The organism is Kitasatospora sp. NPDC094028 (assembly GCF_049543595.1).
Lineage (GTDB): Bacteria > Actinomycetota > Actinomycetes > Streptomycetales > Streptomycetaceae > Kitasatospora.
Genome location: NZ_JBMVFA010000011.1, coordinates 215,069 through 233,118, shown reverse-complemented (window position 1 = coordinate 233,118; position 18,050 = coordinate 215,069). Strand labels below are relative to the sequence as shown.

30 protein-coding genes are annotated in these 18,050 nt (G+C 72.8%); 29 read left to right on the top strand and 1 reads right to left on the bottom strand.

The features are described 5' to 3' along the window. Positions 1-227 precede the first annotated feature (227 nt). The 28 genes from ACPC54_RS19515 (at position 228) to ACPC54_RS19380 (ending at position 16,765) form a co-directional block, all read left to right on the top strand. Positions 228-599, top strand: coding sequence for a hypothetical protein (locus tag ACPC54_RS19515; protein ID WP_498966258.1), 372 nt, complete (start codon positions 228-230; stop codon positions 597-599). A 118-nt stretch (positions 600-717) separates the two neighbouring features. Continuing rightward, the gene (locus ACPC54_RS19510; RefSeq protein ID WP_498966256.1) at positions 718-1,128 is read left to right on the top strand and encodes a hypothetical protein; all 411 of its coding nucleotides are present in this window, start codon (positions 718-720) and stop codon (positions 1,126-1,128) included. 138 nt (positions 1,129-1,266) lie between these two features. Continuing rightward, positions 1,267-1,566 (top strand): hypothetical protein, encoded by a 300-nt coding sequence (locus ACPC54_RS19505; RefSeq protein ID WP_498966254.1) that lies wholly within the window; start codon positions 1,267-1,269, stop codon positions 1,564-1,566. 76 nt (positions 1,567-1,642) lie between these two features. Continuing rightward, positions 1,643-2,101, top strand: coding sequence for a hypothetical protein (locus tag ACPC54_RS19500; RefSeq protein ID WP_498966253.1), 459 nt, complete (start codon positions 1,643-1,645; stop codon positions 2,099-2,101). Between the two features lie 96 nt (positions 2,102-2,197). Beyond that, positions 2,198-2,533, top strand: coding sequence for a hypothetical protein (locus tag ACPC54_RS19495; protein WP_498966251.1), 336 nt, complete (start codon positions 2,198-2,200; stop codon positions 2,531-2,533). A gap of 110 nt (positions 2,534-2,643) precedes the next feature. Beyond that, positions 2,644-3,111 carry a hypothetical protein gene (locus tag ACPC54_RS19490; protein WP_498966249.1) on the top strand — a complete coding sequence of 156 codons (468 nt, stop codon included), beginning with the start codon at positions 2,644-2,646 and terminating at the stop codon, positions 3,109-3,111. Positions 3,112-3,218: 107 nt separating this feature from the next. Next, a complete protein-coding gene (locus ACPC54_RS19485) occupies positions 3,219-3,500 on the top strand; it encodes a hypothetical protein (protein WP_498966247.1) in 282 nt (93 codons plus the stop codon). An 85-nt stretch (positions 3,501-3,585) separates the two neighbouring features. Beyond that, positions 3,586-4,884 carry a hypothetical protein gene (locus ACPC54_RS19480; RefSeq protein ID WP_498966246.1) on the top strand — a complete coding sequence of 433 codons (1,299 nt, stop codon included), beginning with the start codon at positions 3,586-3,588 and terminating at the stop codon, positions 4,882-4,884. 106 nt (positions 4,885-4,990) lie between these two features. Beyond that, entirely contained in the window at positions 4,991-5,488 is a 498-nt protein-coding gene (locus ACPC54_RS19475) for a hypothetical protein (RefSeq protein ID WP_498966245.1), read from the top strand. A gap of 61 nt (positions 5,489-5,549) precedes the next feature. Further along, entirely contained in the window at positions 5,550-5,861 is a 312-nt protein-coding gene (locus ACPC54_RS19470; RefSeq protein WP_498966243.1) for a hypothetical protein, read from the top strand. 49 nt (positions 5,862-5,910) lie between these two features. Next, positions 5,911-6,093, top strand: a complete 183-nt coding sequence (locus ACPC54_RS19465) for a hypothetical protein (protein ID WP_498966242.1) — start codon at positions 5,911-5,913, stop codon at positions 6,091-6,093. Between the two features lie 140 nt (positions 6,094-6,233). Continuing rightward, on the top strand, positions 6,234-6,479 hold the full coding sequence (locus ACPC54_RS19460) for a hypothetical protein (protein WP_498966240.1): 246 nt from the start codon (positions 6,234-6,236) through the stop codon (positions 6,477-6,479). A 93-nt stretch (positions 6,480-6,572) separates the two neighbouring features. Continuing rightward, positions 6,573-6,956: a hypothetical protein gene (locus ACPC54_RS19455; protein WP_498966239.1), complete on the top strand. Its 384-nt coding sequence runs from the start codon at positions 6,573-6,575 to the stop codon at positions 6,954-6,956. A gap of 75 nt (positions 6,957-7,031) precedes the next feature. Next, positions 7,032-7,319, top strand: coding sequence for a hypothetical protein (locus tag ACPC54_RS19450; protein ID WP_498966238.1), 288 nt, complete (start codon positions 7,032-7,034; stop codon positions 7,317-7,319). 70 nt (positions 7,320-7,389) lie between these two features. Beyond that, complete coding sequence (locus ACPC54_RS19445; RefSeq protein WP_498966237.1) at positions 7,390-7,830, top strand: hypothetical protein; 441 nt, start codon at positions 7,390-7,392, stop codon at positions 7,828-7,830. A gap of 65 nt (positions 7,831-7,895) precedes the next feature. Continuing rightward, positions 7,896-8,543 (top strand): hypothetical protein, encoded by a 648-nt coding sequence (locus ACPC54_RS19440; RefSeq protein ID WP_498966235.1) that lies wholly within the window; start codon positions 7,896-7,898, stop codon positions 8,541-8,543. A gap of 113 nt (positions 8,544-8,656) precedes the next feature. After that, positions 8,657-9,169 (top strand): single-stranded DNA-binding protein, encoded by a 513-nt coding sequence (locus tag ACPC54_RS19435; RefSeq protein WP_498966234.1) that lies wholly within the window; start codon positions 8,657-8,659, stop codon positions 9,167-9,169. Positions 9,170-9,300: 131 nt separating this feature from the next. Continuing rightward, positions 9,301-9,786 carry a hypothetical protein gene (locus ACPC54_RS19430; RefSeq protein WP_498966233.1) on the top strand — a complete coding sequence of 162 codons (486 nt, stop codon included), beginning with the start codon at positions 9,301-9,303 and terminating at the stop codon, positions 9,784-9,786. Between the two features lie 57 nt (positions 9,787-9,843). Next, positions 9,844-10,434 (top strand): hypothetical protein, encoded by a 591-nt coding sequence (locus tag ACPC54_RS19425; protein WP_498966232.1) that lies wholly within the window; start codon positions 9,844-9,846, stop codon positions 10,432-10,434. Positions 10,435-10,834: 400 nt separating this feature from the next. Beyond that, positions 10,835-11,326, top strand: coding sequence for a hypothetical protein (locus tag ACPC54_RS19420; protein WP_498966230.1), 492 nt, complete (start codon positions 10,835-10,837; stop codon positions 11,324-11,326). Then, on the top strand, positions 11,326-11,925 hold the full coding sequence (locus ACPC54_RS19415) for a hypothetical protein (RefSeq protein ID WP_498966228.1): 600 nt from the start codon (positions 11,326-11,328) through the stop codon (positions 11,923-11,925). The genes ACPC54_RS19420 and ACPC54_RS19415 overlap by 1 nt, the downstream gene beginning before the upstream one ends. Next, complete coding sequence (locus tag ACPC54_RS19410; protein ID WP_498966227.1) at positions 11,922-12,356, top strand: hypothetical protein; 435 nt, start codon at positions 11,922-11,924, stop codon at positions 12,354-12,356. Before ACPC54_RS19415 ends, ACPC54_RS19410 begins: the two co-directional genes overlap by 4 nt. Positions 12,357-12,463: 107 nt before the next feature. Continuing rightward, the gene (locus ACPC54_RS19405) at positions 12,464-12,766 is read left to right on the top strand and encodes a hypothetical protein (protein ID WP_498966226.1); all 303 of its coding nucleotides are present in this window, start codon (positions 12,464-12,466) and stop codon (positions 12,764-12,766) included. Positions 12,767-12,935: 169 nt separating this feature from the next. Then, positions 12,936-13,412, top strand: coding sequence for a hypothetical protein (locus ACPC54_RS19400; protein ID WP_498966225.1), 477 nt, complete (start codon positions 12,936-12,938; stop codon positions 13,410-13,412). A 469-nt stretch (positions 13,413-13,881) separates the two neighbouring features. Further along, entirely contained in the window at positions 13,882-14,442 is a 561-nt protein-coding gene (locus ACPC54_RS19395) for a hypothetical protein (RefSeq protein WP_498966224.1), read from the top strand. A 64-nt stretch (positions 14,443-14,506) separates the two neighbouring features. Then, a complete protein-coding gene (locus ACPC54_RS19390) occupies positions 14,507-15,070 on the top strand; it encodes a hypothetical protein (protein ID WP_498966223.1) in 564 nt (187 codons plus the stop codon). 72 nt (positions 15,071-15,142) lie between these two features. Then, positions 15,143-15,580 (top strand): hypothetical protein, encoded by a 438-nt coding sequence (locus ACPC54_RS19385; RefSeq protein WP_498966222.1) that lies wholly within the window; start codon positions 15,143-15,145, stop codon positions 15,578-15,580. A 273-nt stretch (positions 15,581-15,853) separates the two neighbouring features. Then, the gene (locus ACPC54_RS19380) at positions 15,854-16,765 is read left to right on the top strand and encodes a hypothetical protein (protein ID WP_498966220.1); all 912 of its coding nucleotides are present in this window, start codon (positions 15,854-15,856) and stop codon (positions 16,763-16,765) included. A 98-nt stretch (positions 16,766-16,863) separates the two neighbouring features. Here the strand turns inward: ACPC54_RS19380 and ACPC54_RS19375 are convergent, their stop codons facing one another. Next, a complete protein-coding gene (locus tag ACPC54_RS19375) occupies positions 16,864-17,199 on the bottom strand; it encodes a hypothetical protein (protein WP_498966218.1) in 336 nt (111 codons plus the stop codon). A 595-nt stretch (positions 17,200-17,794) separates the two neighbouring features. Here ACPC54_RS19375 and ACPC54_RS19370 point away from each other — a divergent pair. Beyond that, positions 17,795-18,037: a LuxR C-terminal-related transcriptional regulator gene (locus tag ACPC54_RS19370; protein WP_498966217.1), complete on the top strand. Its 243-nt coding sequence runs from the start codon at positions 17,795-17,797 to the stop codon at positions 18,035-18,037. Positions 18,038-18,050 lie beyond the last annotated feature (13 nt).

Sequence of the window (18,050 nt, the reverse complement as noted above, 5' to 3'; positions counted from 1 at the left end):
TTGGGGGCGCGCGGCCTGCGGTCAAGCGCTCCGGTCCGTGTCCTCGCCGGCCCGCTCCTTCGTCGCTCTACCGGCTGCGGTACTCCCTCCCGCGCCTGACCTCCGGCCGCTCACCGCCCCCAAGATCTCATTTCGCCGGGGGGCCGGGGGAACAGTCCACGGGACCAACCCGTACGCGGCCGAGCACCCACCCCGACACACCCACCCACCAACGAAAGGCAGTAGAAATGAACGAGACGCAGTCGCTCCGCGACTACGGAACCCGTACGGGCTGCGGCCGGTGGACCTGCGACGGCGAATGCTGGGAATGCAACGACCCCACTTACCTCTCGGAACTCGAATTCAGCATTGCGGAATGCGAAAAGGAGGCAGAAATTCAGGAAGCGCAGCAGATCCGGGACGATATCGCGCACGGCAGGCTGTTCATTCACCGCCTCCTGCGCGACGCGCACGGCGACCTCTGGGCCACCGGTACCTACCCCGGCGGATGCAGTGTCATCCTGTGCGGAGAAGGCGACAGCCGCCATTTCGTGAGCGAATGCGACGACCGCGACCAGGCCAGTGCCGAACTCGACGCCTACCTGGCACAAATCCGGTAGCCGAATCCGTGCCAGGAATTGCGTAATCCACCCCCATCGGGTAGATTAGTACATGTCGAAACGGGGAGGGCAAGCCCCGGGTCGGACACTACGAACCATCTGAACGAAGGAGCAGCCCATGGCCGCCACCGACCGCGCCGCACGGGACCGCAAGGCATTCGAGGAGCGCCTGAAGACCGCCGCGCACGCCGGCCTCAAGGGCGCCCGGCGCTACACCGAAAGCTGGTGGGACCGCCTGCACGAGGAGCGGCTGACGGCGCACAACGTCCGCATGGACGGCTTCTTCGAGAACATCACCGGCCACCAGGTCCGGGCCAAGCTGTGGGAGGATCTGACCAAGGCTCTGGATGCCAGCGCCGACCCCGCCGCCACCTGGCAAGAGAAGATCGCCGAGGCCGAGCGAGTGGGCGCCTTCATCACCGGGGGCACCATGGGCAACCCCGTGGCCGACGCCCGCCACCACGTGCAGCGCGTAGCCCACGCCGACTTCGCCCGCGACGCCGCCTACTCCTTCCGCTGCGTCAGCTGACACCCAAACCGGGGGTGCGCACCCGGCGCCCCCGGTTGACACCCCCTCCCCGGTCGAGTAGATTAGTACATGTCGGAACGGGGAGGGCAAACCCCGAGGCCGGCCACCACGACCAACCCGGCCAAGGAGTGCACCACCATGACCGTCCTCACCGTGCAGACCCCCACCACCGACACCGCGATCACCTGCGGATGGTGCGGCGAGGACGGCCACCACGCCGCCCTCTGCGAAGAGGTCGAACTCGAATGCGAGCACTGCGACAACAAGGCCGGGACCGCGAACCCCGACACCATCGACGCCGCCGACTGGCACGGCATCGGCGCGGGCAACGCCCGCCACTGCTCGTGCCTCACCAGCTGCCCCGACTGCGCCGAAGACCGGCGCGGCGAATGCGAAGCGTTCATCGACGACTGCGTCAACGGGATGCTCTACCGCTGACCGACCCGCCGGGCGCGGACCCGCCGCGCCCGGCTCGCCCCGAACGACCCGCGCCGGAGAACAGGAAGAACCCGAAGTGACCACGCATCAGACTGGACCCCAACCGGGGGAGCCCGCCAGCCGTTCCGACCTCTACCGGGAAAGCGTCCCACCGGCCGAGGCGGCCGGGCACCTCAACAAGCTCTCTGCCCAGGCGTTCGCCCGGCGCGACGCCGCGCGCAACGAGCTGCGCACCCTGCTCGCCGACCCGGACGCCGACGTGGGCGACGTCAACGCCCTCCTTCTCGCGCAGGAGCAGGCCCGCCTGTGGCGCAGGGTCCGCGCCCATGCGGTCGGCCACCCGGAGATGGCGGCCCAGGCCGCGAGCCCGGTGTTCGATCCCGTAGACGGCCACCTGATCGCCGCCGTCCGCGAGCTGCGCGCCCGGCTGTCCGTCTTCCAGGTCTGCGACAGCGGGGAGTGGGAGGAGCGGGAGGCCGCCCGGCTCTTCCTCGTGTTCACCGACTTCCTGGATCGCCACCCCTCCGCAGGTTGACACCCCTCCCCCGGTCCGGTAGATTAGTGCATGTCGGAACGGGGAGGGCAAGCCCCGGGACCGGCCACCACGACCAACCCGGACCAGGGAGACGCCATGCTCGCCGAGATGCTGACCGCCGCCGATCAGCTCGACACCATCCGCGAAATCGCCTCCGAGCTGTACGGCGACCGCGCCGAGACCGTCGACCGCTTCGGCCACGGCAGCTACGAGGTCACCAACTACGACTTCGGCACCTTCACGATCTACGCCAACCTCCTGGGTCACCTGGACGACGACCAGTCCACCGTGCTGCGCCACGAACTGGCCGCCCACGTCGCCGAGTACCTGGCGGACCCCGAGGCCGACCCCGACCGCATCGAGACCGTCAAGACGGCCGACCCCGACAGCACCGGCAGCTTCCACTACGAATCCACCGGCGTCCGCCTGTAACCGCCCCGCTCCCCGCGCCCGGTGGGCGCGGGGAGTCCGCCCACGGCCCGCAGGCCGGCCCCGCAGGGCCGCCGCGGCCCCCGCCCGCCACCACCGAGGAGAAGGCGCCCGTGACGGCCGCCCCCGACCCCTACATCCAGCCCGCAGCCCACCTCCACCACTGCCGCCGGGCACTCGAACAGGCCAATACCGACATGGCCGGAGCCTTCCTCCACAGCGCCGCCGACACCCTGCGCCACGCGTGGCCGACCGCCGCCCGACTCGTCTTCGACCGCACCGAGAACGACCGGCACCCGCTGCGCCCCGTCGAGTTCCTGCGCATCGAGGACGAGAGGGGGCGCACCGTCGCCGCCGCCGCCGACACCGCCGCCCTGACCGGCGACGCTCAGGAGTGCTGGGTCATCGCCCTGCACGAACTGCTCGCAGCCGTACGCTACTTGGGCGCGGGCGCCGTGCCCACCGGCCGCCCCTGGGCCGTGGAGTCCACCTACTCGTTCCAGCACGAGGCCAGCGCCCCCTACCTGCTCACCATCACGCTGCCACCCGCCGCCCCGGCGCCAGGGTCCGCACGCCCCTGATGATCCCGCAGGTTGACACCCCCATCCATGGCAGGTAGATTAGTACATGTCGGAACGGGGAGGGCAACCCCGGGGCCGGCCATCACGAACCAACGGAAGAGGACGCCGTGCAGACCCTCCAGAAGACCCGCACCATCGGCCCGCGCACCCACCGCACCGAGGACGAGAGCCCGAACGGCGAGCTGACGACGACCCACGTCCGCTGGATCAACGGGACCCCGTACCGCTTCACCCACTTCGAGTACCGCTCCGGAGACGTGTTCATCACCGTCGAGAGCCCGGTCGAGTACGACCTGCGCCTCATGCGAATCCTCACCGGCTACGCCGACCTGCCCCACGTGTGGCACTGGACGTTCGTGCGCCAGCTCACCAGCTACACGTTCGAGTGACCGGCCCGCCGCTCCGGGGCGTCCCGCCCCGGAGCGGCACCGCCAGCGCCCGCAGGCCGTCCGACCGACCAGGAAGACCAGGACCATGACCGCACAGACCCTTGACGCTCTGCACGCCGAAGCCCCCAAGAGCCTGTTGACCCTCGCGGACAAGGCCACCGCGAACGGCTGGACACCGGACGCCCGGCGCAGCGCCGACCGGTGGGTACTGACCCTGTCCGCACTCATCCGGACCCGAAAGGGCCTCGCGGAGGCGGAGCTGCGCGCCGTCTGGAGCGCCGCGAACAACCGCTTCGACGCGGGCAGGTCCTGGGGCCGGCTCGACGGCGGGCACCGCGCCCAGGGCACGACGTACCGTGAACTCCGCACCACGGTGGAGGAGACCCCCGGAATCGACCGCGCAGCCGAGGCGGCCGATATCACCGTGCAGGGCCTGGACGCGGCCGCGTGGTCCGTCCTGGCGGACCAGCACGCCGAGCGCGCCGAAGCCGCCCACTTCCGCGCCGAAGCCGCCCTGACCGAGGCGCAGTGCCGCCGGGAACCGTGGGCCGCCGCGGCCGAGGCCGCAGCCCGCTCCGAAGCCGCAGCAGCCGGCCGGACGGCCGGCCGCGCGTCGCTCACGGCCCGCGCAGCCGAGGCGGAGGACCGGGCGAACGCGGAGCGGACCACCCCCAGCGCGCTGCGCGCCGCCGAACTCGCCGGGCGCGCCCGCGCTCTGGCCGACCGCGCCCAGGCGGCGGCCGACCGCGCGGCCTCCGCCCTGGCGGACGCCGAGGGCGAGCACCTCGCAGCCGCGGCGCACGCGACGGCCCAGGCCGAACTGGACCGGCAAGAAGCGGCAGCGATCGCCGCGACACCCACCATCACGGCCCGCGAGTTCGCCCGCGACGTGATCCAGGCCCGGGGCGGAGCCGACGGGCGGTTCGCCGACTGGCACGCCACCCACCGGCGCACCGGCGAGGGGTACGGCGCAGCGTGGGACCGGTGGTGCGCCGAGCGGCGAGAGCCGCCCCGGGCCGAGACCCGTGCCTGGCTCGCGGCGGACGACGCCGAGCTGGCCGCGCTCTTCTCGCTCGGCGTCGAGGCCGCCCAGTGCCTGGACCCGACGACGCAGCCGGGCGCCGACCTGCTCAGGTGGTCGCGGGCAGCCCAGGCGCTGCTGGAACGCGGACAGGTGCGCGGAGCCGGCCAGCACGTCGTCCGGGTCCGCGAGGCGCTGGCCGGGCGGCGGTTCACCAGCGCGCAGCAGGCCGCCGAGGAATGGGCCGTACGCTGCCCCGTCCAGGCCGAGGCGCTCCGCCGCGCGATCCTGGCCAAGCACGGCATCGACAACCGCCGCGCCCTGCGCCACCGCGCCCGGGAAGCCGCCGACGAACGAGGCTGACCTGCGTTGACACCCCTCCCCATGACTGGTAGATTAGTGCATGTCGGAACGGGGAGGGCAAGCCCGGGCCGGACACCACGAGCCACACGAACCAGGAGACGCCGCCATGGGCTACACCCACTACTGGAGCTACACCCCGCAGGCCGAGGGCTTCCGCACCGCCTGGCTCCAGCTGCAACTGGACGCCGCGGCCATCCTCGACCTCGTCCAGGGCCAGGGCACGCAGCTCGCGGGCGGCGACGGCACCGGCGCACCCGGCATCGACGACAGTGCGATCCGCTTCAACGGCAGCCGGGCGGACGGCGACGACTACGAGACGTTCGGCATCGACCTGAACCCCGACCCCTCCCGCGAGAAGTCCGGATTCGTCTGGGACTTCTGCAAGACCGGCGAACGCCCGTACGACTTGGCCGTCACCGCCGTCCTGCTGCGCGCCCACACCCTCGCCCCCGACTTCTTCGCCGTCCAGAGCGACGGGGGCTGGGACTCCGACTGGCTGGGGGCCCGCGCCATCCACCGCATCCTGTTCGGCGACCCCGGCATGGCCGACCCCTTCACCGACACGACCCAGGGGCCGCGCGCCGCCCGGACCCGCGTCAGCTGACCACCAGCAGGGCGCGGCCGAACCGGCCGCGCCCGCCCCGCCCGCCGATCCGGAAGAAGACGTGAACACCCCGACGACCATCACTCTGAACGACGGCCCCGCCGCCGGAGCCCGCTTCCTGGTGCGCGCCGACGAGCTGCCGGAGACGGTCCAGCTGACCACCCCGCTCGACTACCCGGACGACTGGCTGGAGCAACAGCCGCTCCCCGCCCTGCGCGGCGTGGTGACGGCCGTCCATACCTACCGGCGCGTAGCGGGCACCACCCTCTACCACTGGCACCGGGAGGCGGCCGGCTGCCCCGGGGTGGCCAGCTGCACCCACAACGAGCGCCCCGGAGGCCGAGGTCCGGGCATCCCGCGCCAGGCCCACTGACGCACCGCACACCCGCCGCCGGAGCATGCCGACGAACGAAGGGGTATCGATGGACGACCCGCAGCGCCGAGCGCTCACCGACGACGAACTGGACAGCATCCGCGCGGTCGTGGACTACAACTGGGCCAAGGAGCAGCGCGACTACGAAGAGCAGGACGAGGACGGCCGGCGCGGCCACGTCTTCACCAGCCTGGTCACCCTCGACGCGTTCCTGTGCAGGCCCGGCCGGTGACGGAGCCGTTTCCGGCCGGACGGCAAGGTTTGCCGGACCGAGTTGACGCCCCTCCCTCCGACTGGTAGATTAGTGCATGTCGGAACGGGGAGGGCAAGCCTCGGGCCGGATACCACGGACCGCCTGCACATGGAGAGATCATGGCCTACGCCCACTGGACCGAGCTTCCCGAGACCCCGACCGGCGAGACCTACAACGAACTGCTCGACCGCGTGTTCGGCGGGGAGGCGACGCTGGAGGACGTCAAGTTCCTGGCCAACACCGGCGGGCAGGAGATGCTCCGCGCGCTCAAGATCGTCGGCCGCGTCCGGAACCGCCCCCAGCTGGTGCGGCTCGTCCGCAAGTACGGGCACTGGGAGGCGTGGTACTGGGCCACCGGCTGCTGATTGCAGCCCGGCCCGCCACGGCTCCGCAGCAATCCGTCCGAAACCCACGCGGTCGCCCCGACGCCGCCCCGACCCACAAGGAGAAGTGCCGCCGTGCACCCGACCGACCGCATGAACTGGCACGAGTGCGCCGCCTGGCTCGCCGGCCACCTGAGCACCCGCGGCATCCCTGCGGCCGCCGTCGCCACCGGCGAGTACACCTCGACCACCGTCGTCCGGCTGTCCATCGGCCCCGGCGAGGCCGACCACACGCACAACCTCCAGGTCACCCTGGACGACGACTTCATCAACTGGGTGATCATCGAGGCGCGAACCGGGCAGGCCCTGCGCGCCGACCGGTGGTTCGCGCCGCCGGGAGCGTGCGCCGAGCGTGTCACGGCCCTGCTCAACGGCCAGGGCGCCCGCACCCTGCCCGCGCCGCTGCCCTCCGACACCGTGGCGACCGCCCCGGTGGACACCCCTCTCTTCATCTGGTAGATTAGTGCATGTCGAAACGGGGAGGGCAAGCCTCGGAATCGACCACCACGACCACCTGGACCAGGGAGACACACTATGAGCAGCGCCACCCTCGATGCCGAAGCCACCGCCCTCGCCCTGACCGTCGGCACCATCGCCGCCGCAGCCGCGCAGGTCGCAGCCCCCAAGCTGAACGTCTCCGCCGAGTTCCTGCTCGCCCGCTTCACCACCGACAGCACCCTGGATGTCATCACCTCGACCTACCTGCGCGGCATCGAGCGCGGGCTGGCACCCACCGACGCCGCCGCCGAGGCCGGCCGCCCGCTGCTGGCCGCCGCCGTCGAGGCCGCCCGGCAGGCGAACGCCGCCCCCGCCTCCCACTGACCGCCCCCGCTGCGCCCGGCCACCCGCCGGGCGCAGCCCCCTCCCCCCGGTGCCCAGGAAGGCCGACGCCATGACCACCGCCCCCGCCGCTGTCCCCGTCCACGCCGTCCGGGTGGGCACCGTCCCGCTGTACGGCGCGGTCTGCGACCTGTGCCCCGCCTGGCTCGGCCCGACCACCACCGACCAGGACGAGCACGTCCAGCAGGTGCGCGGCCACGCCTGGCAGCACCCGGCGCCGCCGAGCCGGCCCGTCGAGGAGTGGGGGACCCCCGGGCCCGCTCCCGCCACCCGCGGCGAGATCGTCGGGCAACTGCCCATGTACCGGGTCACCTGCCCCGCATGCCCCACGTACCAGGGGCTCGGCAGCACCGACCGCGACACCGTCACCTGCTACGTCGAGGCCCACGCCGCCGTGCACCGGGCCCACGCCGAGATGCAGGCCAACCCGCTCGACTTCGCCGCCATCCGCGCCCACCGCGCCGCCGTCCGGGCCGACCCGGGCCGCTGGTGACGACGAGCCGCCCCCGGGCGCGCCGACCGGCCCGCCCGTTCCCGGACACCCTTGCAGGAGCCCCCGTGCACCCCACGCCGTCCACCCCGGCCGAAGACCTTGAAGACCTGCGCCGCCAGAAGGAGGGCGCCGAGGCGGAGAGCACCCGTCTCCGGGAGCGGGTGACAGCGCTCACCGGCCGCATCCGTGAACTTGACGAGCGCATCGCGGCGGCCGACCTGCGGGCCGCACTGGCCGCCCGGGGGCCAGCCGGGCTCATCCGGCGCTGGTCGGAGCTCGCACGCCGCCGCTCCCCCGCGCTGGACGACGCGGTCCGCAGCTGGCTCGCGGAACTCCACCCCGGGCTAGCCTGGGGCAACGGAGGGCACGGCGGGCGCAATCCGCTGTTCCCGGTCTACCTGTGGGCGGATCCGGGCGAGGCCGGCGCGGTGGCGGAGGCACTGGACCTCCTGGCCCAGGCCCTGCATATCGACCGGCAGAGCGCCGACCTCCCGCGCCTTGAAGTCCGGGTGATGAAGCCCCGGCACGACCCGCCCCGGCTGATGTCCCCCTTCGCCGACGGCCCCGCCGCGACGCTCACCCCCTGCGCGGGCGGCTGGAGGCTCGGAGTCGGCACCTACTCCACCAGCGTCGACGGGAGCTGTCTGCCGCTGGTAGCGCGGGCCATCCAGATGGGGATCGACGCCCGCGCGGCCGAGCCAGCCCGGCGCTGATCCGGACTGCGGGTTGACATCCCTCCCCCATGTTGGGTAGATTAGTGCATGTCGAGAAGGGGAGGGCAAGCCCCGGACCGAACGCCACGAACACGAGAACGAGGAGTACCACCATGTCCGGCGAGACCGTCATCACCCTGATCGGCAACCTGGTCGACGACCCCGAGCTTCGCTTCACCCCCTCCGGCGCAGCGGTCGCCAAGTTCCGGATCGCCTCCACCCCGCGCACCTTCGACCGCCAGACCAACGAGTGGAAGGACGGCGAGGCGCTGTTCCTGACCTGCAACGTCTGGCGCCAGCTCGCCGAGAACGTCGCCGAGAGCCTGACCAAGGGCACCCGCGTCATCGTCCAGGGCAAGCTGCGGCAGCGGACCTACGAGACGAAGGAGGGCGAGAAGCGCACCGTGTTCGAGGTCGAGGCCGAGGAGGTCGGCCCGAGCCTGCGCTCCGCCACCGCCAAGGTCACCAAGGCCCAGCGCGCCCAGGGCGGCCAGAACGGCCAGCAGGGCGGCGGCTGGGGCGGCCAGTCGAACCGGGGCGCTCAGGGACAGGGCGGCGGCTGGGACGGCGCCGGCCAGGACCCGTGGGCCGGCGCGCCGTCCGGCCAGGAGGAGCCCCCGTTCTAGCCGCTGCGCCCGCCGCCCGGCCCGCGCCGCAGCGCGCGGACCGGCCGGCCCGGCCGCCGGCCCTACCGCGCTGCCGCGCGAACCACTCCCGAAGGCAACTGCCCGTGTCCCGCTCCCGAAGGGCAGCCCCGGTGCCCCGCTCCCGCTTCACCACCACGCTGATCCACACCCACGTACACGCCCTCCTGGAGGAGAATCCGGCCCGCACCGACAACGGCCCCGGCTACGACCTCCCGCCCCGCCTCTACTACCGCGGCAAGCCCGGCTGCCTGACCGGCGTCATCCTGCACCGCCTCGGCGCCAGCCCCGGCGTGCTGCGCGCGCTCGACACCGAACTCGTCGACACCCCGTTCGCCGACGTCCGCCACCCCTGGCGCGGCCGCTTCACCCCGACTGCCTGGCTGGCCATGGACGCCCTGCACAACTGGGGCCCCGAGGAAGGCTCTTGGGCACTGGCCCACCGCAGCGCCTTCGGCCCGCGCCCCTCCTACCGGGCCCGCCGCGCCGACCGGGACCGCCGCCCGTGGCTGTACTCCCCCGCCGAGACGCCCGAACTGGCCCGCACCTCCGGCGCCGAACCGTGCTGCCAGGCCCACCCGCCCCGCCACCCGAACTGACCCCCTCGGCCGGGCCGCCCCCGCGGCGGCCCGGCCCCCTCCGACAGGACAACCCCGATGCCCACCACCTACGACCTGCGCCGGACCCCGAACGGGACCGTCGCCCAGGGCCCGCTCGACGACACCGCCGGACGCATCCTCGGCCGCCACGGCTTCGCCGAGTACAAGACCAGCAACGGCGTCACCTCGCACCGGCGGCTGCCCGGCGGAACCAGCGAGAGCGCGGCGAACGCCGCCGCGACCGCCGCCGCCAACGAGCTGCGCAGCCACGCGTTCCACGTCACCCTCGACCCCACCCTCGGCACACCCGCACCGGCCGGCGTCCACTTCGTCCCCACCCCGGTGCCGGACCCGGTCGCGGCCCTGGCGGCCCTGGCCGGCCGGCTGGCCGACCTCGACCCCACCGACGAGGCCTACGAGACAGCGCTGCTGGCCGACACCTTCCTGGGCCCACACGGCGCGCTCACCCGGATCACCGAGTTCACCACCACGTTGAGCGGGTGGTGCTCCCGGATACCCGAGGAGGCCGGCGACGACATCGCGGCCCTGCTCGCGGACAGCGCGAACCGCCTCGCCGACGCCGGCCGGCAGCTCACCGATGTCGCCGTCCAGGTCAGGGCGGCCGTTACCCCCGAGTACGACGACTGACCAGGGCGGCAGCACCGCCAGAGCGCCGAACCCCGCCCGACCGAGGAGCCCACCAACCCATGAGCACCAGCGCCACCACCGCGCACCCGCCGTTCTACGCCGTCACCTTCCACACCGCGATCGGCGGCGGCTCCGGCCGCTACACCGCCGTCGAGAACCCGACCAGCCTCGCCGAGACCCTGGAGATCACCACGCCGCCCACCGCCCCGCTGCGCATCTTCGACCGGGACGGCCGCACCCCCAGCTCAGCGTCGTCCCCCTCGAACTCACGTGGAGCACCGCGACCGCCGACGAGGCGCACCAGGCCGTCGCCGACCTGGCCGGCACCACCTGGTGGCACAGCCGGCCCGGCTACTACTCCCTGCACCAGAGCAGGTTCACCGGCGAGAGCATCGCGGAGATGGTCACCATCCTGGCCGCCGAGGGCGCGCTGGTCGCGCTCGGCCCGCACGCCATCGGCGTCACCGTCAACGGCGAGCCCTGCGTCTACCTGCCCGACCACCCGCCCGCGGCCTGGGCCCGGGCGCAGCACGCCCCGAGCACCGCCCAGCCGGACGCCGTCACCGCCGCCCTCACCCTGGCGGGCTTCCGCCACGCCACCGACGACGACCCGGCCGACTTCACCGCCACCGACGCCACCGAGGCCGGCCGCCCCGGCTGCGTGCTGCTCACCGCCACCGGCACCGGCTGGTTCACCACCAGCTCCAACATGGCCGGAGCCCTGGAGCGCGACGACTACACCGTCGAGGAGACCGAGCACCCCGAGACCCTGCTGGTGCGCGCCGCCACCCCCACCGAGATCGCCAGACACCGTTCCCGCGAAGGGATCGGCCAGGTACCGGCCTGGCTGCCCACCGCGCAGCTGCGGCTGCCACGCCAGGGCGGCCGCTGATGGCGGTCCGCACCCGCCGGGGGGGCGGCCGCGCCGGCCGGGGCCGGGCCGCGGCCGCCGACGGCCCGCTGACCGCCGTCACCGAGTACGGCGCGCTGCGCTACCTCACCAGCACCAGCGGCACCTACCGCGGCGCGATCCTGCGCCCGGACGGCGCGCACGAGTGCGCCGAACGCGGCTGGATCGAATGGGCCGCCGACTACTCGGCCGCGGTGATCACCGAGGCCGGCCGGACGGCGCTGGCCGAGCACCGGCGAGACCTCCAGGAGCTCGAAGCCCTCCCCTGCCACACCGTCCGCAACCCGCTCACCGGCGAGGTGCACGACGCGGGTGAGGCGCTGCGCGTGCTGCGCGACCTGCGCACCGGGGCCGAGATCCCGCCCGGCACCACCGTCACCGACGGGACGGGCGAGAGCATCGTCTACCTCGGCCCCACGATGGAGCAGCACGCCCAGGGCGCCGCGTGGCTGCCCGGCCGCACCGCCCGCGTCCGGTACGCCGGCGGCACCTCCTGGGTCTACCGGCCCGCCGACCTGGGCGCGGCCTACGACGACGCCGTACGCGAGCCGGCCGACCCGCAGCACGGCCGGCGCCCGTGAGCGGCGAAGGCGAGGACGAGCCCGAACTCAGTCCGGAGCAGCGAGCGGCGGTCGACGCCCGCGACCTCACCAACTGGACCAGGAACCAGCTGCGCGCCGAGATCGGCCGCCGTACGGACGGCGCCGACAGCCCGGCCGAGGGGTACTGGCTGAAGCGCCTCCGCGCCGCCCTGGTCGTCGAGGAGGCACTGGCGGTGCTCCGCGCCGCCGACCCCTACCCGGGCCTGCGCACCGGCCGCGAAGGGGTGGCCGGCTTCCGCATCCTGCACAAGGCGAGCGGCCTGCCCGTGAACGGCCGCTACTACCGCAGGCGCTCCGCGGCGCGCTCCGCGGCCGCCCGCCTGGCCGCTGCCGCCGACTGGACCCTGCCCTGGGACGAACTCGGCACCGAGCACCACAGCGCAGCGCAGCGAGAGGAGCGCGACGGCTGACCATCACCAGCCCGCCAGTAGCCACCCCAACCCCGAGATTGGTAGAATAGTTAATGTCAGAACGGGGAGGGCAAACCCCGCGCCGAACACCACGAACCCGAGGAACCATGGACATCACCCCCGCCGCCCGCATCCGCGCCACCATCGAGGGCGAGGTCGCCCACCACCAGCCCGGCGAGATCGTGCTCACCAACCGCACCCGGATCGAGTACGAGAGCGAGGACGACCTCACCGTCGACGTCCTCCAGCAGGGCTACCAGATGGGCGACGTCGCCCGCCTTGACGACGCGCACCTCCTGCGCTGCCTGGTGAACGGCACCGCCATGTGGATCGCGCCGGACGGCAGCCGCATCCAGGACGACGAACTCAACCCCCAGAACCTGACCCCCGTCGCCCGGGCCACCCGCTGACTCTCGGTCCGGCGAGCGGCCGTCCGCCGGGAGCCAGCCCGGCGGACGGCCGCCCGCGCCAGCGCTCCAGGGCCAAGCCCGAGCAGCCGGCCGCGGCCGCCCGCCGCCCCTCCGGCCCACCCCACGCACCGGGCGGGCCGTACCGACCCACCCACCGCAGCGGAGAGCCATGACAACCCCTCGCCCGAACGCACCCCTCGGCGCCGTCTCCCCCGGCGTACCGCGCAAAGCCGCCCAGCCGGTGATCCTGATGACCACCTACGAGTCCGTGACGGTGTGGGCGATCGACGACTACGCCTGCTACCTGGCCGTCGACTCCGCATACTCCCGCTGGCTGCACCCCGGCCCGGTCGCCTTCCATCTGGTTCTGCCCGGCGAAGTCAGCCCGCGCGGCTTCGGTCTCAGCCCCGGCGCCGCTCTGGGCTACGGCAAGGCCGGCGGCCAGCGGTTCGAGTGGACGCGCACCACGGTGCGCCCGCTCAAGCAGCCATGGGAGGACCAGGTACCCGAGGCGTTCACGATCGAGCACTGGCGGTACGACCTCGACCACCCGCCGGCCGACCGCGAGCCGTGGCGGTGGAGCGGCGGACGGCTGGAGATCGACCTGCAGCTGCCGGCGGTGCCCAAGCACCCCGCCGGCGCGTGACCTCACCCCGGCGCACCCACCATCCGCCGGGGTGACCGACGGGCCCGCCGCCTCTGTAGGAAGCCGCCGAAGATGACAGTTGACGGGCCGTCTGAGCTGCGCGCTATCAGTTAGGCGCTCATCGAAGTAGAGCCCGCCCGGGCCGCCGAAGGTGATGGCGGGCAGCAGCTTTGCGCCAGGAGGGCGAACCGTTCGGGGTCGTTGACCTGGGCGCCATCACGTTGAACCGGCTTGCTATCGACTGCGCTATCAAGTTGGTTGGCCCGCTATCACTTCCAACGGCTCCCTGCAGCCTCGTCGGGCCCGGGTTGACACCCCTCCCCGCCATTGGTAGATTAGTACATGTCGGAACGGGGAGGGCAACCCTCGGGCCGGACACCACGACCACCGCACCACAAGCAGCCCCACGCGCTGCTCCCAGTCGCCGACCAGGCGGGCCGGGCCGGTGCCCACCTGGAAGGGAAGCGGCATGACCGCGACCGCTGTCGACGGCATCACCGTCATCGAAGACACTCCGTCCCTCTCACCGCTCAGCCGCCCCGGCAAGCCCGTCTACTTCCACCAGATCCGCCACCTGCTGATGGAGGACGGCTCGGAGCTGTTCGGCTGCACGCACTGCACCTACACCTCGCCGAAGATCGGCGCGGTCCGCCCCCACCTCAAGAAGCACAAGAACGGCACCGCTCAGAACCCGGCCAAGCCGAGCAAGACCCCCGCCAAGACCACCACCACGCAGAACGGCAAGACCACCGTGCCCGCACCCAAGCGACCAGCCGCCAGCCAGCCCCGGCGCGAGCGCACCGGCCCGGACTTGACCACCAGCTCCCTGGCCCAGCTCAACCTCGGCGAACTCGTCACCCAGGCCCAGAGCGCCGACAAGCTGCGCAAGCAGCGCGACCTCGCCTGGAAGGAGCGCGACGCGGCCCGTGGCGAACTCGACTCCCTGCGTACCGAAGTCGGCAACGAGCGTGCCCGCGCCGACCAGGCCGAAGCCAAGCTCGCCCAGGTCCGGCGCACCCTCCAGCTCTAGCCCGACCCGCCGGTCGGCCCGGCCCACCACCGGGCCGACCGCACCACCTCGCCAAGGAGCAGCCGTGCCCGAGCGCGCCATCCTCGAATGGATCGGCCCCGACGACCAGACCCAGGCCCGCATCTACTCCCGCTGGGCACCCCCCACCCAGCAGCTGCCCGCCCTCGCCGACTTCCTCGCCGACCACACCGCCACCACCACAGAGCCCCCCACCCTGGACCACTACCGCGCCTGGACCCACGACCACGGACCCCACCTGATCACCGCCGTCGTCGCCCCCAGCACCCCCGAGCGGACCACCGCCGTCGACTACCGCTACCGCGTCCGCCTCGACCCCCTCCAGATCACCGCCCGCACCCGCACCGGCACCAACTGGACCACCACAGCCCAGACCGACTCCCCCGCCGCCCTCTACGCCTGCGCCGCCCAGCTCCTGGCCGAGCAGGCCGCCCGAATCCGCACCCTCACCCATGACCACCCCCGCCCCCCGTACGCCGCCTACCTGGCCGACCCCACCGCGCTCGCCGCCGCCGCCAGCCGGCACGAGATCAACGCCGCCGCCGCAGGCTGGTGGCCCGACGACCACGACTCGCCCAACGGAGTTGACCACCCTGCCCCCCATTCGTAGATTAGCTAACGTCGGACGAGGGAGGGCAAACCCGAACCGGCCACCACGACCCGAGAGAGGAACCCCGGCCCCATGAACACCCTCACGACCCCCACCAACGCCACCCGCCACGTCCTGGACACCACCGCCCAGACCGCCACCGCGCTCGCCGCCGCCGTCCACCACATCGGCCCCTGCCAGCACCTGCCCGCCTGGTCCACCGAGCCCATCACCACGCCCACCGACGTCCTCGCCCACCAGAAGGCCGCCCAGGACTTCCACACCCGGCTCGCCACCTCCAACTGCACCTGCCTGCACGGCCTGCCCGAGCAGCTGCTCGCCGACCTCTCCCATCGCTGGGCCACCGCCCTGCAAGCCGGAGCCTGGTACGGCCAGTCCGCCCGCCGCTCCTCCGTCGAAGTCCGCGACCACAGCCGCAAGCAGTTCGACACCGCCGCCGCCGCGCTGCTCGCCACCGCCGAATGGATCACCAGCGGCACCGCCGCCCTCACCGCCCGGGGAACCTGGTGAACGCACCACGAGACGAGAGGCACCCCAGCGTGCCGCCCGCCATCACCACCTTCGACCCGACTATCGGTCTACCGTGACGCCCCACCCGGCGCCCCGGCCGGCGACGGACCGTCGGCGTACCTGCTCTCGCACAGCAGGTGCGCCGTCGACCCGTCGTCGGCCTGTTGGCGTTTCACCACCCCGTCCACCCACCCGAACCCAGCCGGCCCTCGGGCCGGACCGGCGGCCGCAGCCCGCGGCCGCCGGCGCCAGCCCCGACCCAGGAGAACAACCGTGAAGTCCCTCGACGAGGTCAAGGCGGCATTCGCCAAGCTGCCGCCTCGCGTCACCCTTCAGCAGATCGCCGGGGCCACCGGCCGAACCATCTACGGCGTCCGTAACTGGGTTGCCGACGAGTCGCTCGAGATCCCCTTCCCCCCGGAGGACCCGCCACCGGGTCCGCGCGGCGTCAAGTACCGCCAGAACCAGGCGGTGGTCGACTGGTACGAGAAGCAGCCCTTCGCCACCGCCGAGCGCCGCACCGGCCCCGGCGAGGTCGCCGAGCGCGCCCGCATCGCCCGGCCCCGCCAGGCCCGCATGAACGCCCGCGAGCTCGGCCACACCCTCGGACTCACCGAGGACGGGGTTAACTACTACGCCAAGACCTACACCCCGGCCGACAGCGACGACCCGTTCCCCGAAAAGGACGGGGAGGGAATGCGCGAATGGAACGACGTACGGGCCTGGATCATCCGGCGCGCCCAGGTCGATCGCACCCCGTCCAAGAAGCCGGAGCGCGACGAGCTCGGCCTCACCCCTCGCCAGCGCGAAGCGCTCGACATCGTCCTGGAAGCCGACCAGAAGGACGAGAACGTCAGCCCCGAGGCCCTCGCCGAACGGCTCGGCCTCAGGAGCCCCGACTCCGCGGCCCGGCTCCTACGTGACATCGAAGAGCACGTCCCCGAGAACCGCCGGTGGCGACCCAGCGGAGGCCGGCACCGGCCGACCGCACTCGCCAAGGCACTGAACATCTCGCGGGACATGGTGAAGTACTACGCCAAGAACTTCACCGCGGCGAACTCCGACGACCCGTTCCCCGCCCCCGACGAGAACAACACCCGAGACTTGGCCGAGGTCAAGGCCTGGCTCAAGCGGCGCGAGGACGCCCCGCGTCGGCCGTGGGGCAGCCTCACCGACCGCACCTGACGACCCCGGTCCCGGAAATGACGAAGAGCGGCCCTCCCAAGACGGGAGGACCGCTCTTCGCCGTTGACCACGCCGAGCACCAGCTGCAGCACCCGGCCCTACGCCGCCGCCGGGGCCGTCGGCGCTGCGGCCGCCGACTTGGCCGGCGCGGCCGCGGGCGCCGCGCCCTTGCCCTTGCCGTCCTCCTCGGCCGACGGCAGCAGCTCGAGGTACTCGCGCTGCTCCTTCACCGGTATCTCAAGCTGCTCCTCGACCGCCTGCTGGCTGCCGAAGGCCTCGACGCTCAGCAGCACGGCCCGGGCCATGTCCAACCTGGCCGCAGCCAGCTTCTTCTCAGCAGCCTCGATCGCGTCCACGGCCGTCGTCTGCTTCTTCTGGCGCTCGCGAAGCCGGAGCTTGCGGCTGAGGTTCTGCTCGTTCTTAGAGGAAGTCATAGCGGCGATCCTAAAACGCCTAAAAATGATCAACGGCAGCACCCCAGTGCTACGACCTGCATACTCTCCCGGGTCACCAGAGAATCGCCTACGAACACACCGTCAGATCACCAGTGCTGCAACCGCCCGGCAGCCCAGGCGGAGAAGGCGCAGCGATGACCCCGGGACCATCACCGAGCCGACCACACCGGACAGCGCACCGCGTGTCGCAGGAAGAACACCACCGTCCCACCGGGCAAGACCTCTCGCGCTCGTGCCGCCTCGCAGCAGCCGGCGTCGACCGGCACCGCGAAACACTCCCGCTGCTCCACCGAGCCGGTCTCCGACACCGTCGCCGACACCCTCAGCCGGGAGGCCCGCCGGCCCACCCGCATCCGCATCCGCCTACGCCCTCGCTCACTCATCGGGCCAGAATGCCGCCCGCGGCGCGCACCGAGAAGCGACCATGCCGGTGACCGGCCTCAGCCGCGCCCCGCCGCCGACACCTCGGTGCAGCACGGATGCCCAGTCGGAAACGCCGGCCACCAGCGGACAGCCCCCGTTCCCGGAGTACGGCACCCGGTCCCCGCCCGCACCCCCCCCGAAGGAGCTCATCTTGAACAAGGACCCGCTCGGCCAGCCCCTCACCTCTGCGGAGGCCACCGTCCTCCGCTACCTCACCGAGGGCTACACCATCGCCCGCATCGCCCAACGACAGCGCACCCGCCCGTCCACCATCCGCTCCCGGGCCACCCGCGCCCGCCACAAGCTCGGCGCCGCCACCATCGACCACGCCGTCCAGCTCCACGCCGAACAACACCCCACCCAGACCACCGCCGCCACCACCCGCCCCAACTGATCAACCGCCCTCG

Bases quoted from the DNA above. Each gene is read 5' to 3' on its own strand.
- ACPC54_RS19515 (WP_498966258.1), top strand. From the start codon at position 228: ATGAACGAGACGCAGTCGCTCCGCGACTACGGAACCCGTACGGGCTGC.
- ACPC54_RS19510 (WP_498966256.1), top strand. From the start codon at position 718: ATGGCCGCCACCGACCGCGCCGCACGGGACCGCAAGGCATTCGAGGAG.
- ACPC54_RS19505 (WP_498966254.1), top strand. From the start codon at position 1,267: ATGACCGTCCTCACCGTGCAGACCCCCACCACCGACACCGCGATCACC.
- ACPC54_RS19495 (WP_498966251.1), top strand. From the start codon at position 2,198: ATGCTCGCCGAGATGCTGACCGCCGCCGATCAGCTCGACACCATCCGC.
- ACPC54_RS19480 (WP_498966246.1), top strand. From the start codon at position 3,586: ATGACCGCACAGACCCTTGACGCTCTGCACGCCGAAGCCCCCAAGAGC.
- ACPC54_RS19475 (WP_498966245.1), top strand. From the start codon at position 4,991: ATGGGCTACACCCACTACTGGAGCTACACCCCGCAGGCCGAGGGCTTC.
- ACPC54_RS19465 (WP_498966242.1), top strand. From the start codon at position 5,911: ATGGACGACCCGCAGCGCCGAGCGCTCACCGACGACGAACTGGACAGC.
- ACPC54_RS19460 (WP_498966240.1), top strand. From the start codon at position 6,234: ATGGCCTACGCCCACTGGACCGAGCTTCCCGAGACCCCGACCGGCGAG.
- ACPC54_RS19450 (WP_498966238.1), top strand. From the start codon at position 7,032: ATGAGCAGCGCCACCCTCGATGCCGAAGCCACCGCCCTCGCCCTGACC.
- ACPC54_RS19445 (WP_498966237.1), top strand. From the start codon at position 7,390: ATGACCACCGCCCCCGCCGCTGTCCCCGTCCACGCCGTCCGGGTGGGC.
- ACPC54_RS19435 (WP_498966234.1), top strand. From the start codon at position 8,657: ATGTCCGGCGAGACCGTCATCACCCTGATCGGCAACCTGGTCGACGAC.
- ACPC54_RS19425 (WP_498966232.1), top strand. From the start codon at position 9,844: ATGCCCACCACCTACGACCTGCGCCGGACCCCGAACGGGACCGTCGCC.
- ACPC54_RS19420 (WP_498966230.1), top strand. From the start codon at position 10,835: ATGGTCACCATCCTGGCCGCCGAGGGCGCGCTGGTCGCGCTCGGCCCG.
- ACPC54_RS19415 (WP_498966228.1), top strand. From the start codon at position 11,326: ATGGCGGTCCGCACCCGCCGGGGGGGCGGCCGCGCCGGCCGGGGCCGG.
- ACPC54_RS19405 (WP_498966226.1), top strand. From the start codon at position 12,464: ATGGACATCACCCCCGCCGCCCGCATCCGCGCCACCATCGAGGGCGAG.
- ACPC54_RS19400 (WP_498966225.1), top strand. From the start codon at position 12,936: ATGACAACCCCTCGCCCGAACGCACCCCTCGGCGCCGTCTCCCCCGGC.
- ACPC54_RS19395 (WP_498966224.1), top strand. From the start codon at position 13,882: ATGACCGCGACCGCTGTCGACGGCATCACCGTCATCGAAGACACTCCG.
- ACPC54_RS19385 (WP_498966222.1), top strand. From the start codon at position 15,143: ATGAACACCCTCACGACCCCCACCAACGCCACCCGCCACGTCCTGGAC.
- ACPC54_RS19375 (WP_498966218.1), bottom strand. From the start codon at position 17,199: ATGACTTCCTCTAAGAACGAGCAGAACCTCAGCCGCAAGCTCCGGCTT.